The 13,814-nt window shown below is 66.3% G+C and carries 10 protein-coding genes and 4 pseudogenes; 5 read left to right on the plus strand and 9 right to left on the minus strand.

Features of this window, described 5'->3' with window-relative positions:
• Position 1: 1 nt before the first annotated feature.
• The 7 genes and pseudogenes from ACQ858_RS05240 to ACQ858_RS05270 all read right to left on the minus strand — a co-directional run bounded on the left by ACQ858_RS05240 (position 2) and on the right by ACQ858_RS05270 (position 6,544).
• Positions 2-184 (minus strand): hypothetical protein, encoded by a 183-nt coding sequence (locus tag ACQ858_RS05240; protein ID WP_431275719.1) that lies wholly within the window; start codon positions 182-184, stop codon positions 2-4.
• Positions 185-219: 35 nt separating this feature from the next.
• Positions 220-1,809 (minus strand): annotated as a pseudogene (garD, locus tag ACQ858_RS05245) (galactarate dehydratase).
• Between the two features lie 12 nt (positions 1,810-1,821).
• A complete protein-coding gene (locus tag ACQ858_RS05250) occupies positions 1,822-2,829 on the minus strand; it encodes a lactonase family protein (protein WP_431275720.1) in 1,008 nt (335 codons plus the stop codon).
• A gap of 2 nt (positions 2,830-2,831) precedes the next feature.
• Positions 2,832-4,183: pseudogene (locus ACQ858_RS05255) on the minus strand (TRAP transporter large permease).
• Positions 4,174-4,668 carry a TRAP transporter small permease gene (locus tag ACQ858_RS05260; protein WP_431275721.1) on the minus strand — a complete coding sequence of 165 codons (495 nt, stop codon included), beginning with the start codon at positions 4,666-4,668 and terminating at the stop codon, positions 4,174-4,176. Before ACQ858_RS05260 ends, ACQ858_RS05255 begins: the two are co-directional and overlap by 10 nt.
• 9 nt (positions 4,669-4,677) lie before the next feature.
• Positions 4,678-5,664 (minus strand): TRAP transporter substrate-binding protein, encoded by a 987-nt coding sequence (locus tag ACQ858_RS05265; RefSeq protein ID WP_431275722.1) that lies wholly within the window; start codon positions 5,662-5,664, stop codon positions 4,678-4,680.
• 61 nt (positions 5,665-5,725) lie between these two features.
• A complete protein-coding gene (locus ACQ858_RS05270; protein ID WP_431275723.1) occupies positions 5,726-6,544 on the minus strand; it encodes an NAD-dependent epimerase/dehydratase family protein in 819 nt (272 codons plus the stop codon).
• Between the two features lie 68 nt (positions 6,545-6,612).
• Between ACQ858_RS05270 and ACQ858_RS05275 the strand changes: the two genes are divergently transcribed.
• The 4 genes and pseudogenes from ACQ858_RS05275 to ACQ858_RS05290 all read left to right on the plus strand — a co-directional run bounded on the left by ACQ858_RS05275 (position 6,613) and on the right by ACQ858_RS05290 (position 11,053).
• Positions 6,613-7,446: a FadR/GntR family transcriptional regulator gene (locus tag ACQ858_RS05275; protein WP_431275724.1), complete on the plus strand. Its 834-nt coding sequence runs from the start codon at positions 6,613-6,615 to the stop codon at positions 7,444-7,446.
• A gap of 109 nt (positions 7,447-7,555) precedes the next feature.
• A pseudogene (locus ACQ858_RS05280) lies at positions 7,556-8,528 on the plus strand (Bug family tripartite tricarboxylate transporter substrate binding protein).
• Positions 8,529-8,667: 139 nt separating this feature from the next.
• A complete protein-coding gene (gene kdgD, locus ACQ858_RS05285; protein WP_431275725.1) occupies positions 8,668-9,579 on the plus strand; it encodes a 5-dehydro-4-deoxyglucarate dehydratase in 912 nt (303 codons plus the stop codon).
• A gap of 37 nt (positions 9,580-9,616) precedes the next feature.
• Complete coding sequence (locus ACQ858_RS05290; protein ID WP_431275726.1) at positions 9,617-11,053, plus strand: aldehyde dehydrogenase family protein; 1,437 nt, start codon at positions 9,617-9,619, stop codon at positions 11,051-11,053.
• Here ACQ858_RS05290 and mog read toward each other — a convergent pair.
• Both mog and yjgA read right to left on the minus strand, forming a co-directional pair.
• Positions 11,050-11,658 carry a molybdopterin adenylyltransferase gene (mog, locus tag ACQ858_RS05295; protein WP_431275727.1) on the minus strand — a complete coding sequence of 203 codons (609 nt, stop codon included), beginning with the start codon at positions 11,656-11,658 and terminating at the stop codon, positions 11,050-11,052. The two genes, ACQ858_RS05290 and mog, sit on opposite strands and share 4 nt — an antisense overlap.
• A gap of 58 nt (positions 11,659-11,716) precedes the next feature.
• Positions 11,717-12,372: pseudogene (yjgA, locus tag ACQ858_RS05300) on the minus strand (ribosome biogenesis factor YjgA).
• Between the two features lie 69 nt (positions 12,373-12,441).
• On the opposite strand from yjgA, the gene pmbA reads away from it, so the two are divergent.
• Positions 12,442-13,812 carry a metalloprotease PmbA gene (pmbA, locus tag ACQ858_RS05305; protein WP_431275728.1) on the plus strand — a complete coding sequence of 457 codons (1,371 nt, stop codon included), beginning with the start codon at positions 12,442-12,444 and terminating at the stop codon, positions 13,810-13,812.
• Positions 13,813-13,814 lie beyond the last annotated feature (2 nt).

The raw sequence follows: 13,814 nt of genomic DNA on the forward strand, positions 1-13,814 counted from the left end.
CTCAGGGGTTGATGTTGAGCTTGGTGATCGGGCCCTTGTCGCAGGCGTTGTCCTGGCAGGGCACCAAGAGTTCGATGGTGCGGTTGGGGAAGCCCGTCTCCGCCGCGGCCGGTGCGGCCAGGCCGAGCGAGAGGGTGGCCGCCGCCGAGATCGCGGCCACGCCGCGCAGCAAGGTCGTCTTCAAGCCTTTGTCTCCGTTGTTGTCGATCGAAATCCGGTTCAGGTCACCGGCGCCGGATTGAACAGCACGAGGGCGTTGTGCAGCTTCCACTGCTCGGCCCAGGTCTTCTTCCTGCCGCTGGCCACGTCGAGCATGAGGCGGAACAGCTCCCAGCCCACGTCCTCGAGGGTGGCTTCGCCATCGGCGATGCGGCCTGCGTTCACGTCCATCAGGTCGTGCCAGCGCCGCGCGAGGTCGCTGCGCGTGGCGACCTTGATCACCGGCACCTCGGCCAGTGCCATAGGGCGTTCCGCGCCCGGTGGTGAACACATGCAGGTTGATGCCCGCGGCCACCTGCAGCGTGCCGCAGATGAAGTCGCTCGCCGGCGTCGCCGCGTAGATCAGGCCCTTCTGCCTGACCTTCTCGCCCGGCGAGATCACGCCCGAGATCGGCGCACTGCCGGACTTGACGATCGAGCCCATCGCCTTTTCCACGATGTTCGAGAGGCCGCCCTTCTTGTTGCCCGGCGTGGTGTTGGCGCTGCGGTCCACGCGGCCCTTGTCCAGGTAGGCGTCGTACCAGGCCATCTCGCGGATCATGGCTTCGGCCACCTCCGGCGTGGTCGCGCGCGAGGTGAGCTGGTCGATGCCGTCGCGCACCTCGGTGACTTCGGAGAACATCACCGTGGCCCCCGCGCGCACCAGCAGATCGGTGCAGAAGCCCACGGCCGGGTTGGCGGTGACGCCGGAGAAGGCATCGCTGCCGCCGCACTGCACGCCGACCACGAGCTCGCTGGCGGGCACGGTTTCGCGCCGGCGGGCGTTCAGGCGTTCCAGGTGCTCCTCGGCCTGCCGCAGGATCGAATCGATCATCGACATGAAGCCCACGTGCGCCTCGTCCTGCAGGCAGACCACGTCGAGCCGGCTCTCGGCGCTGTCGCCCACGTCGGCGACGTTGCGCTCGTCGACCAGCGGGATGCTGCCGGGCGGCAGCAGGCGTTCGGGCTGGAGCTTCTCGCAGCCCAGGCTGACCACCATCACCTCGCCGCTGAAGTTGGGGTTCAGGCTGATGTTGCGCAGGGTGCGAATCGGAACGATCGCATCGGGTGCGTCGATGGCCACGCCGCAGCCGTAGGTGTGCTCCAGCGCCACCACGTCATCGACGTTGGGGAACCTGGGCAGCAGCTCCTTCTTGATGCGATCGACGGCGAACTCGGTCACCCCGGCCACGCACTGCACGGTCTGGGTGATCGCGAGGATGTTGCGGGTGCCCACCGAGCCGTCCGGGTTGCGATAGCCCTCGAAGGTGAAGCCTTCCAGCGGCGGCATCTCCGGTGGTTTGACAGTGGAGATCGGCAGGCCTTCGAGCTCGCGCGCGGCGGGCATCTTCAGCAGGCGCTCGTGCACCCAGCTGCCGGCGGGGATGTCCTTGAGCGCGTAGCCGATGGTGACGTTGTAGCGGCGCACCTCGCCGCCTTCGGGGATGTCGACCAGCGCGACCTTGTGGGCCTGAGGGACCTTCTCGCGCAGGGTCAGGCCCGAGGGAAGACGCTGCCGGCGGGCAGGCCGCCGTCGTTGGCCACGATCGCGACGTTGTCGCGCTCGTGCATCGTGATGTAGAGGGGAGGGCGGTCGGAAGTGGATGACATGGATGTGCTTGGTCAGCTTTCGAGCATGATGCTCTCGACCCAGTTGGGCCCCTGGCCCGCAGGGCATTCGGCGAGCGCTTGCAGGGCACCGGTCGCCGCATCGATCTCGTACAGCCGCAGCCGGTGCGAGCGTTGCCCGGCCGCGATCAGGAAGCGACCGTCCGGCGTGATGTTGAAACCGCGCGGCTGCGCTTCGGTCGGTACATGGCCGATGAGCGTCAGCATGCCGCTCGCGGGGTCGATCCGGAAGGCCGCCAGGGTGTCGGAGCGCCGCTCGCTGCTGTAGAGAAAGCGGCCGTCCGGCGTGAGATGCAGGTCTGAAGCCCATGGGTCGCCGCGGAAGCCCGGCGGGAGCGAACTGACCGTCTGCAGCGGTTGCAGCGTGCCGGCGGCCGCGTCGAACGCGAGGATGTCGATGGCGCCGTCCAGTTCGTTGAGCAAATAGACGAAGCGCGCATCACGCCCGAACACGAAGTGCCGGGGACTCGCCCAGGTGTGCGGCTGCACAGTGGGTGGCGTGTTGGGCGTCAGCTGTCCGCTGGCCGCGTCGAAGCGGAGCTGGACGACGACGCCCGCGCCGAGCGTGCTGGCGAAGATGAAGCGGTTCGACGGATCGACCTGGATCGCGTGCGCGTTGGGGCCGGTCGGCAGCACCTGCTGCGTGGACTGGACGATGCCGTGGGCGTCGATCGCATTGACCGCAATCTGGTTGCCGCCGTATGAGGCGCTGAACAGGTAGCGGCCGGTGCGATCGGTCGCGATGTACGCCATGCTGTGCGGCAGCGCCGCCGCACCCAGGGGTGCGAGCCGGCCGCTCTTCGGGTCGATGGCAAAGCTCAACGCCTCGCGGGGCTCCGAGCGCCGCGCGGCGTAGAGCCGCCGGCGGTCGGGGCTCAAGGCGAGCGGCATCACTTCCCCCGATCTGGACGGTCTGGACCGGAACGAGCGTGGGCTCGAGGGGTCGAGATGCAGGACGCTGATGTCGCCGCTCTCGGCATTGGAAACGTAGACGCAGAACATCGTCAGAACACCGGGTGACCGTTGATGATCGACGGCAGCCAGGTCGAGAACGAAGGCACGTAGGTCACCAGCGTGATCGCGATGAAGATCGCCAGGTAGTAGGGCCACGCGGTCTTGGTGGCTTCACCGATCGAGATCTTCCCGATCGCGCAGCCGATGAACTGCACCGTGCCCACCGGGGATGCACCAGGCCCAGCGCGCAGTTGAGCAGCAGCATCATCCCGAACTGCACCGGGCCCACGCCCATCTGGATGGCCAGCGGCAGGAACAGCGGCGTGGTGATCAGGATGTGCGCCGCCATGTCCAGGAAGACACCCAGGAAGATCTGGATGATGTTGATGTACAGCAGCATCAGCCACGGCGTGGTGGTCGCAGCCAGCAGCGCCGCCTCGATCGTGTCGGGGATCTCCAGGTACGCCATCTGGTAGCGAAGCATGTTGGACACGCCGATCAGCAGCAGGATCACGCCCGTGGTCTTGGAGGCCTTGGCCAGGGACTTGAGCAGCGCCTGCTTCGTCATCGTGCGGTAGACCACGACGGTCAGGAGCAGCGAGTAGGTCACCGCGATCGCAGCGGCCTCGGTGGCGGTGGCGACGCCTTCCATCACGCAGAACAGGATGATGGCGATCACCAGCAATCCGGGGATGGCGGCGATGAAGGTGCGCACCACCGTGCCCCAGCCCGGGAAGCGCTCGACCATCGTGCTGCCGTCTTCGCGCTTCGGATAGCCGTACTTCTTGGCCTGCCAGTACGCGGCGACCAGCATGCAGACCATGATCCAGAAGACCGGGATCAACCCCGCGAACATCAGGTCGCCGATCGACACGCCCTTGATCATGTGACCGGCGATCTCGCCCACGGCGGCCTGCGCCGCGAAGGCATAGATGATCATGTTGTGCGAGGTCGGCATCAGCGCACCCGAGAGCGACGCGTGCGTGGTGACGTTGACCGCGTAGGCGGCGCTGTAACCCTCTTTCTTCATGACCGGAATCAGCACGCCGCCCATGGCCGATGTGTCCGCAACTGGCGAACCCGAGACACCGCCGAACAGCGTCGAGGCGACCACATTCGCAAGGCCGAGTCCACCCTTCCAGTGGCCGACGAGGCTGCGTGCGAAGGCGACGATCTTGTCTGCGATGCCGCCGTGCAGCATCAGTTCGCCCGAGAAGATGAAGAAGGGAATGGCCAGGAACGAGAACACGTTCATGCCCGAGACCATCATCTGGATCGCCGTCTCGAAGGGCAGTCCTTCGTAGGCGAAGGTGAGGAGACAGCTCAGCCCGATCGCGAACGCGACGGGCATCCCGAGAACCAGGAAGACCAGGAAACTGAGAGACAGCAGCGTCAATGCCATGATGGAACGACCTCGTGGCCGGAGAATTGGGAGACGAGGTGCTCGACGGAAAACAGCGTGATCAGCACACCGGCAGCGAGAACCGGGAGGTAGCGGATGGCCTCGGAGATGCCAAGGGTGGGAATGGTGGTCTCGCGCGTCGAGGTCGCCATCTCCACGCCGCCGGCGACGAGCGCCACGGCGAAGGCGATGGTGAGCAGGTACACGACGACCTTGCACCAGAACTGCCCCTTCAAGGGCAGGGCCTTCACCAGCGAATCCAGGCCGATGTGCCCGGCGTCCCGCACACCGGCGGAAGCGCCGAACATGGCGACCGAGACCACCAGCAGCAGTGCAACCTGTTCTACGTAGGCAGGCGCGTCATTGAAGGCGTAGCGAAGCACCACGCCATAGACCACCACGCCCAGCAGGCCCACCAGGCAGATGCACGCGAAGTACATCGCCCAACGCGAGAGCCTCGCGTTCAGTCGGGTTAGCAAGGTCATCGCGCTGCATCACTTGGTGTCGACGATTTCCTGCACCAGCGCCTTGAGCTCGGGCGTGGTGGCGAACTTGTCCCACACGGGCTTCTCGACCTCGACGAAGGCCTTGCGGTCGATGTCGGCGGCCGGGACGACCTTCGCGCCGCCCTTGATGACGGCGGCCTTGGCGTCCTTCTCGCGCGGCTCCCAGAGCTTCACGTAGTAGGGGACCGATTCCTTCGCAGCCTTGCGGATCTGTGCCTGCTCTTCCTTCGGCAGGGTGTCCCAGATCTTCTTGGAAAACACCAGCACTTCAGGCGTCATCACGTGCATCGTTTCCGAATACACGGGGGCGGCCTCGAAATGCTTGGCTTCTTCGTAGGAGGGGTAGTTGTTCTCGGCGGCATCCACCAGGCCGGTCTTGAGGCCGGTGTAGACCTCGGCGATCGGCATCGGCGTGGGCGATGCGCCCGTCGCGCCGACCAGGCTCACCATCAGGTCCGACGGCTGCACGCGGATCTTCAGCCCCTTCATGTCGGCCACATTCTTGATCGGCTTCTTCGCGTACACCGAGCGCGCGCCGCTTTCATAGAAGGCGAGGCCGACGAATCCGGCCTTCTCGAACGAAGCGAGGATCTTGTCGCCGGTCGGTCCGTACATCACCTTGCGGAAATGGTCGATGTCGCGGAACAGGAAGGGCAGCGACGGGATCACCGAGTCCGGCACGATGCCGTGGAACGAGGCGCTGCTCACGCGCACCATGTCCAGCGCGCCGATCTTCACCTGCTCGACCGTGTCCTTCTCAGAGCCCAGCGAGCTGTCGGCGAAGATCTTGATCTTGTCCTTGCCGCCGGTCGCGGCCGACAACTGGTCGCTCATGTACTTCACCGCCATGTTGGTCGGGAAATCCTTGGAATGCACTTCCGCGGAGCGGAAGTCGCGCGCCTCTGCATGGGTGGCGGCGAGCGCGACCACGGCGGTGGTGACCAGGCTGAGCAGTTTCAGATTCGAAGTTTTCATGTCTCTTCCTTTGTTGGAATATGGATCTGGAGAAAGTGAGTTGAGGAGGGGGATCTGTGGCTTATTCGAAGGGCCCTTGCGCGGTGAAACCGCCGCCCTGGTAGATGGCATTCGGATCGGTGGGCGCGACCGGTGGTTGTGCCTCGACCTTCGCGCGGAAGATTTCCGAGGTGTCCTTCGGGGCATAGCCCAGGTGCGCCGCCGCACTGTTGTCCCACCACACGTCCTTGTTGGCCGACGCGCCGTAGACAATGGTGTGCTTCACGTCCGGCGTGAAGAGCGACTTCTCGATGAGCGAGGTCAGGTCGTCGTAGCTGAGCCAGGTGCTCATCATCCGGCGGTTGGCCGGCTCGGGGAACGAGGAGCCGATGCGGATGCTCACTGTCTCGATGCCCCAGCGGTCGAAATAGAACTGCGCCACGTCCTCGCCGAAGGACTTCGACAGGCCGTAGTAGCCGTCGGGCCGGCGCAGCACGTGCGCGTCGAGGCGCTCGGTCTGCTTGTAGAAGCCGATCACGTGGTTGGAACTGGCGAACACCACGCGCTTCACGCCATGGCGGCGCGCCGCTTCGTAGATGTGGAAGACGCCCTTGATGTTGCCTTCGAGGATTTCCTCGAACGGGCGCTCGACCGAAACGCCGCCCAGGTGCACGATGGCGTCGCAGCCGGCCACCAGCGTATCGACTGCCTTCTTGTCCGAGAGGTCGCAGGGAACGACTTCTTCATGCGGGCCCGAGGCCGGGGCGAGTGAGGCGATGTCTGAAAGACGCAGGATGTCGGCGTAGGGACGCAGGCGCTCGCGAAGCACCTTGCCGAGGCCGCCCGCGGCGCCGGTGAGCAGCAGGCGGGAAACGCGTTGGGAAGTGGTTGTCTCGCTCATGAAATTTCCGGGTCTCTTGTCGTAAGTTATCGGTTGTCGTACAACAACGCGGGGATTATCATCACGCCATGTCGAACCTGTCAACGGGGTCAACCTCAACCGCAGATCAACCCGCTTTCGGCGCCAGTCCGCGCCGGAGAGGCCGGGGCCTGGCGCATGGCCTGGTCGACGATCTCGGCGAGAAAATTCGCAGCCAGCAACTGCGCCCGGGCGACAAGCTGCCGACCGAGTCGGCCATCATGCAGGCCTATGGCGTCAGCCGGACGGTGGTGCGCGAGGCGCTGTCCAAGCTGCAGGCCGCAGGGCTGGTCGAAACGCATCACGGCATCGGCACTTTCGTGCTGCAGCCCAAGGCCGCCGGGATGTTCCGGCTCGATGTGTCGGAACTTGCAACCTCGGTCGACGTGCTTGCGGTGCTCGAACTGCGCATCAGCCTCGAAACCGAATCTGCAGGGCTCGCCGCCATGCGCCGCTCCGAGGAGCAACTCACGGCGATGCGCGAAGCGCTCGACGACTTCGAGCGCAATGTGGCGGTGGCGGGCGACACGGTGGCGCCCGACTTCCGCTTCCACCTCGAGATCGCGCAGGCCACGGGCAATCCCTATTTCGCGGACATCATGAGCCACCTCGGCACCACGATCATTCCGCGCACGCGCATCACCGCCATCCGCAACTACGACCGCCGCGGCGAATACCTGACGCGCGTGAATCGCGAGCACGAGGAGATCTACGCGGCGATCGCGCGGCGCGATCCGGACTCCGCGCGCGCGGCGATGCGCATCCACCTGACGAACAGCCGCGAACGCCTGCGCATCGCGCAGGAGGCTGCGCGCAGCGCCGCCGGAGGCGGTGCGTCGGCGCCGGATGCCGCTGCCGCGTCCGGTCCTGTGCCTTCCGCCTGAAACCGGGTGCCCGGACACTGGACATCGCGCGCAACTGGTTGTACGATGACTGACGACGACGGGTCGCAAGCCGGTTGTCATTCCATTCATCGCATCTGGAGACGAACACATGACCTTGAACCGCCGCGACCTGATGTTCGGTGCGCTCGGCGCAGGCCTGATGGCCACTGGCGCGGCCCGCGCCGCCGATGCCTGGCCCTCGAAGCCGATTCGCATCGTGGTGCCGTACCCGCCCGGCGGATCGTCAGACATCATTGCGCGGATCATCAGCGTGCAGTTGTCGGAAGCGCTCAAGCAGTCGGTCATCGTCGAAAACAAGGCCGGCGCCAACGGCAACATCGGCGCCGACTATGTCGCGAAGGCTCCGGCCGACGGCTACACGCTGCTGCTGTGCGACGTCGGCGCGCTCGCGATCAGCCCCTCGGTCTACGCCGGGCTGTCCTTCGACCCGTCGAAGGACCTGCGCGGCGTGACGATGCTGGCCTATTCGCCGCACCTGCTCGTGGTGCATCCCTCGGTGCAGGCCGGCAACCTCAAGGAACTGATCGCGCTGTCGAAGAAGTCCGACCTCAATTTCGCGGTGACCGCCACCGGCAGCGCGCCGCACCTCGCAGGTGTGGCGCTGGAGCGCGCAAGCGGCGCGCGCTGGCAGTACGTGCCCTACAAGGGGGCGTGCAGGCGGTGCAGGACACCGTCGCCGGCCAGACCCAGGTGCTCATGAACGGCATGCTCGCGACCTGGCCCCACGTGCAGAGCGGCAAGCTCAAGGTGCTCGGCGTGTCCAAGCCCACCCGCATGCCGCTGATCGGCGAGGTGCCCACCATCGCGGAGCAGGGCGTGCCCGGCTTCGAATCCGGCACCGGCAAGGCGTTCTGGTGCCGCGCGGCACGCCCGACGCACTGGTGCAACGCCTGAACAAGGAACTGATCGCGATCATCCGCTCCGCCGACGTACGTTCGCGCCTCGCCGGACAGGGCGCCGAAGTCGTGACGATGACGCCGCCCGAGCAGGACCAGTTCTTCGAGAAGGAACGCGCCCGCTGGGCCAAGGTCGTTTCCGCCGCGCAGATAAAACTTGATTGACCCCCAGCCTCGCCCACTCCGTGTGGCTCTGACACCCCTCTCCGGGGGCAATCCCAGCGGCCCGGCAAAGCCGGTTCCGCGGGATTCCTGGGGTGGGTGCACCGATTTCCTCTGACCCTTTACTTACCACTCCTACATCATGAATCCTCAAGAACTCAAGTCCATCATGGGCTCCGGCCTGCTGTCGTTTCCGCTGACCGACTTCGACGCGAACGGCGACTTCGACAAGAAGGGCTACATCGAGCGCCTCGAATGGCTGGCGCCCTACGGCGCGAGCGCGCTGTTCGCGGCCGGTGGCACCGGTGAGTTCTTTTCGCTGACCGGCGACGAGTACCCCGAGATCATCCAGACCGCGGTCGACACCTGCCGCGGCAAGGTGCCGATCATCGCGGGCGCCGGCGGCCCGACGCGCTTCGCGATCCAGTGCGCGCAAGCCGCCGAGAAGGCCGGTGCGCACGGCATCCTGCTGCTGCCGCACTACCTCACCGAAGCCGGCCAGGAAGGCCTCGCCGCACATGTCGAAGCCGTGTGCAAGAGCGTGAAGTTCGGCGTCATCGTCTACAACCGCGGCCAGAGCAAGCTCTATCCCGAAACGCTCGCCGGGCTGGCCGAGCGCTGCCCGAACCTCGTGGGGTTCAAGGACGGCATCGGCGACATCGAGCTGATGAGTTCGATCTACCTGAAGATGGGCGACCGCTTCGCCTACCTCGGCGGCCTGCCCACGGCGGAGGTCTATGCGGCGGCCTACAAGGCGCTCGGCACGCCGGTGTATTCGTCGGCCGTCTTCAACTTCATCCCGAAGACCGCGATGGCGTTCTACCGCGCTGTCGCGACCGACGACACCGCGACGCAGCACCGCCTGCTCAAGGACTTCTTCATGCCCTACCTCGCGATCCGCAACCAGGGCCAGGGCTACGCGGTGAGCATCGTGAAGGCCGGCGCGAAGATCGTCGGCCATGATGCGGGGCCGGTGCGCACGCCGCTGACCGAGCTCAAGTCCGACGAGTACGAGGCGCTCGAGACGCTGATCGCGAAGCTCGGCCCGCAGTAAGCTCGAGAGACCGATCCGATTTCCCAAGGACACCGCCATGCAGAAATTCGACAACCTCATCAACGGCGAATGGACCGCCGGCGCCAGCTACAGCGCGAACACCAATCCGAGCAACCTCGCGGACGTGCTGGGCGAGTACGCCCAGGGCGACGCCGGCCAGGTCGATGCCGCTGTCGCAGCCGCCACGGCCGCGTTCCCCGCCTGGTCCACCGGCGGCGTGCAGGCGCGCTCGGAAGCACTGGACAAGATCGGCAACGAGATCCTCGCGCGCAAGGAAGAGCTCGGCACGCTGCTGGCGCGCGAAGAGGGCAAGACAAAAGCCGAAGGCATTGGCGAGGCCACGCGCGCCGGCCAGATCTTCAAGTTCTTCGCCGGTGAATGCCTGCGCCTCGCGGGCGAACTGATTCCTTCGGTGCGCCCCGGCATCGGCATCGAGATCACGCGCGAGCCGGTGGGCGTCGTGGGTCTCATCACGCCGTGGAACTTCCCGATCGCGATCCCCGCCTGGAAGATCGCTCCGGCGCTGGCCTTCGGCAACTGCGTGGTGCTCAAGCCCGCCGACCTGGTGCCGGGCTGCGCCTGGGCGCTGGCCGAGATCATCAGCCGCTCGGGCATTCCGGCGGGTGTCTTCAACCTTGTGATGGGCCGCGGCAGCGTGATCGGCAATGCGCTGGTCAAGCATTCCGGCATTCATGCGATCAGCTTCACCGGCTCGGTCGGCGTGGGCCGCGACATCGCGGTGCAGTGCGCCACCAGCGGCAAGAAGGTGCAGCTCGAGATGGGCGGCAAGAACCCGCAGGTGGTGCTCGACGATGCCGACCTGAACCAGGCGGTGGAGTTGAGCGTGCAGAGCGCGTTCTATTCGACCGGCCAGCGCTGCACCGCATCGAGCCGTCTGATCGTCACCGAAGGCATCTATCCGAAGTTCATCGAGGCGATGAAGGCGCGCATGGCCAGGATCAAGGTCGGCGATGCGCTCGCGCAGGGCACCGACATCGGCCCGGTCTCCAGCGGCAGCCAGCTGCAGCAGGACCTCGAATACGTCGAGATCGGCAGGAAGGAAGGCGCGACGCTGGCCGCGGGCGGCGAGCGGCTCAAGCTGGATACCGACGGCTTCTACATGTCGCCGGCCCTTTTCAGCGAATCGGTGGCCGCGATGCGCATCAACAAGGAAGAGATCTTCGGCCCGGTGGCCAGCGTCATCCGGGTGAAGAACTACGAGGAGGCGATCGCGACCGCGAACGACACCGAGTTCGGGCTCTCGGCCGGCATCGCCACGACGAGCCTGAAGTACGCGACGCACTTCAAGCGCCACAGCCAGGCGGGCATGGTGATGGTGAACCTGCCCACGGCCGGTGTGGACTACCACGTGCCGTTCGGCGGCCGCAAGGGGTCGAGCTACGGGCCGCGCGAGCAGGGCAGGTACGCGCAGGAGTTCTTCACCATCGTGAAGACCGCCTACACGCTGGCCTAGGACTTCGGCTGGCCCGGCGCGCGGATCGCCGACTTGGGCCGGAACGCCTTGCAGACCGCTTCGTCGGTCTCGAGGTAGGGCCCGCCGATCAGGTCGATGCAATAGGGCACGGCGGCAAAGATGCCCGGCACGACCTGTGTGCCGTCCGGGTTCTTCAGGCCTTCGAGCGTCTCGGCGATCGACTTGGGCTGGCCCGGCAGATTGATGATGAGGCTCTTGTTGCGGATCACCGCCACCTGCCGCGAAAGAATCGCGGTCGGGACGAAGCGCAGGCTGATCTGCCGCATCTGCTCGCCGAAGCCCGGCATTTCCCTGTGGGCCACGGCCAGCGTGGCTTCAGGCGTCACGTCGCGCAGCGCCGGGCCGGTGCCGCCCGTCGTCAGCACCAGCGAACAGCCGGCGTCGACCAGCTCGATCAGCGCGGCGCTGATGCCTTCCTTTTCGTCGGGGATCAGCCGCGATGCGAAGGTGATCGGATTGCGCAGCGCGCGCTGCAGCCACTCCTGCAGGGCCGGGAGGCCCTTGTCTTCGTAGACGCCGCTCGATGCGCGATCGCTGATGGAGACGATGCCGATGCGTACGGGGTCGAAGGTGGCGTCGGTCATTCGGTAACCTCCGTGCTGCGCACTGCGGTGCGAGTGCCTTCGGGCGGCCGGGCGGCAGTCATGCGTCTTCCTCGCGGGATTGTTCCGCCGCTTCGGCCGCGTGATCTTCGGTGCCATGCACCCGCAGCTGCTCGCGCACGAGCTGGAACACCTCGCGATAGGCCTTGCCCTGGCGCGGCGCAACGCCTGGCGGGCCGGACTTCACGTCCTTGCGCGCCTGGCGCACCAGCGCGCGCAGCTGCTGGGCGTCGGTGCCGGGGTGTGTTTCGATCCAGCCGCCGAGCGCGTCGTCGTCGGCGATGAGGCGGTCGCGCCAGCGCTCGGCCTCGTGCAGCGCGGCGGCTTCCTGGGCCGGTCCGCGATCCTGTTCGGCGAGAGCGGCACGCACCGCGTCGACGACCGACTCATCCAGCCCACGCATCAGCTTGCCGACGAACTGCATCTGCCGGCGCTTGCCTTCGAAGTTGGTGATGCGCCGCGCATCTGCGATCGCATCCCTGAGCTTGTCGCCGAGGTCGAGTGGGTCGAAGAGGCTGGCGCGCAGCGTCAGCAGGGCCTCGCCGAGCGCCTGGAGTTCGGCGCTTTCGCGCTTGAGATCGGTCTTGCTCGCCGCGTCGGTGCCCTTGAGCTCGCGTTTGAGCTCGAGGTCGAGTTCGCTGCCTTCGGCGACGAAGTGGCCGCGGACGAAGTAGCCTTTTTGGGTTTGCGGGACATAGAGACAATCGTAGGCCCTCGAGGTGCTTCGTGTGCATCGCCAAGGGGGCAAGTATCATAGCCAACCACATGAGCACCTCACCTTCGCGCGCCGAATCCGGCTTCGCCTACAGCCGTTCCTTCTTCGAACACCTGGTCGACTCCGCCCTGGCCCATGCCAGGAAGCTCGGTGCCACCGACGTCGGCGCCGAGGCGTCCGAAGGCTGCGGCCTGAGCGTGTCGGTGCGCAAGGGCGAGCTCGAGAACGTCGAGCGCAACCGCGACAAGTCGCTGGGCGTGACGGTGTATGTCGGCCATCGGCGCGGCAATGCCAGCACGTCCGATTTCTCGGAAGCGGCGGTCGCGCAGACCGTGCAGGCGGCCTACGACATCGCGCGCTTCACGGCAGAGGACCCGGTCAGCGGCTTGCCCGACGAGGAAGACATCGCGAAGGACCACCCCGACCTCGACCTCTTCCACCCCTGGGACATCACCAGCGAACAGGCCGCCGCCATCGCGCTCGAGTGCGAGGCCGCCGCGTTGTCGACGGACAAGCGCATCACCAACAGCGAGGGTGCGGGTGTTTCGGCACAGCAGAGTCACTTCTTCAGCGCCCATACGCGCGGTTTCCGCGGCGGCTATGCGAGTTCGCGTCATTCGATCTCGGTGGCGCCGATCGCCGGCAAAGGCGACGACATGCAGCGCGACGCGTGGTACAGCTCCATGCGTTCCGCCGATGAGCTCGCGAGCCCGCAGGCCGTCGGGCGCTATGCGGCCGAGCGCGCGCTGAGCCGGCTGAAGGCACGCAAGATCAAGACGACGGAATGCCCCGTGCTGTTCGAATCGCCGCTCGCGGCCGGTCTGCTGGGTGGGCTGGTGCAGGCGACCAGCGGCGGGGCGCTGTATCGCCGGAGCACCTTCCTGCTCGATTCGCTCGGCAAGCAGGTGCTGCCATCGCACGTCGACGTGGTGGAGGACCCGTACGTACCCCGTGGCAAGGGCAGCTCGCCCTTCGACGACGAGGGCGTGCGCACCCGGCAGCGCAAGCTGGTCGACGGCGGGCGGCTCGAAGGCTATTTCCTCAGTACCTATTCGGCGCGCAAGCTCGGCATGAAGACCACCGGCAACGCGGGCGGCTCGCACAACCTCACGCTGACCTCGCGGCTCACGCAGGCGGGCGACGATCTCGACGCGATGCTGGCCAAGCTCGGCACCGGCCTCTTCGTGATCGAGCTGATGGGGCAGGGCGTGAACTACGTGACCGGCGACTACTCGCGCGGCGCGAGCGGCTTCTGGGTCGAGAACGGAAAGATCGCCTATCCGGTGCAGGAGATCACCATCGCCGGCAACCTCAAGGACATGCTGCTCGGCATCGAGGCGGTGGGTGCCGATGCGTACAACTATGGCGCGAAGACCACGGGCTCCCTGCTCGTCAACCGGATGAAGGTCGCGGGGAGCTGAGC

Origin of the sequence: Variovorax ureilyticus (genome assembly GCF_050632185.1) — a bacterium.
Lineage (GTDB): Bacteria > Pseudomonadota > Gammaproteobacteria > Burkholderiales > Burkholderiaceae_C > Variovorax > Variovorax ureilyticus_A.

Coding starts and splice junctions, on each gene's coding strand:
- ACQ858_RS05250 (WP_431275720.1), bottom strand. CDS start 2,829: ATGTTCTGCGTCTACGTTTCCAATGCCGAGAGCGGCGACATCAGCGTC.
- ACQ858_RS05260 (WP_431275721.1), bottom strand. CDS start 4,668: ATGACCTTGCTAACCCGACTGAACGCGAGGCTCTCGCGTTGGGCGATG.
- ACQ858_RS05265 (WP_431275722.1), bottom strand. CDS start 5,664: ATGAAAACTTCGAATCTGAAACTGCTCAGCCTGGTCACCACCGCCGTG.
- ACQ858_RS05270 (WP_431275723.1), bottom strand. CDS start 6,544: ATGAGCGAGACAACCACTTCCCAACGCGTTTCCCGCCTGCTGCTCACC.
- ACQ858_RS05275 (WP_431275724.1), top strand. CDS start 6,613: ATGTCGAACCTGTCAACGGGGTCAACCTCAACCGCAGATCAACCCGCT.
- kdgD (WP_431275725.1), top strand. CDS start 8,668: ATGAATCCTCAAGAACTCAAGTCCATCATGGGCTCCGGCCTGCTGTCG.
- ACQ858_RS05290 (WP_431275726.1), top strand. CDS start 9,617: ATGCAGAAATTCGACAACCTCATCAACGGCGAATGGACCGCCGGCGCC.
- mog (WP_431275727.1), bottom strand. CDS start 11,658: ATGACCGACGCCACCTTCGACCCCGTACGCATCGGCATCGTCTCCATC.
- pmbA (WP_431275728.1), top strand. CDS start 12,442: ATGAGCACCTCACCTTCGCGCGCCGAATCCGGCTTCGCCTACAGCCGT.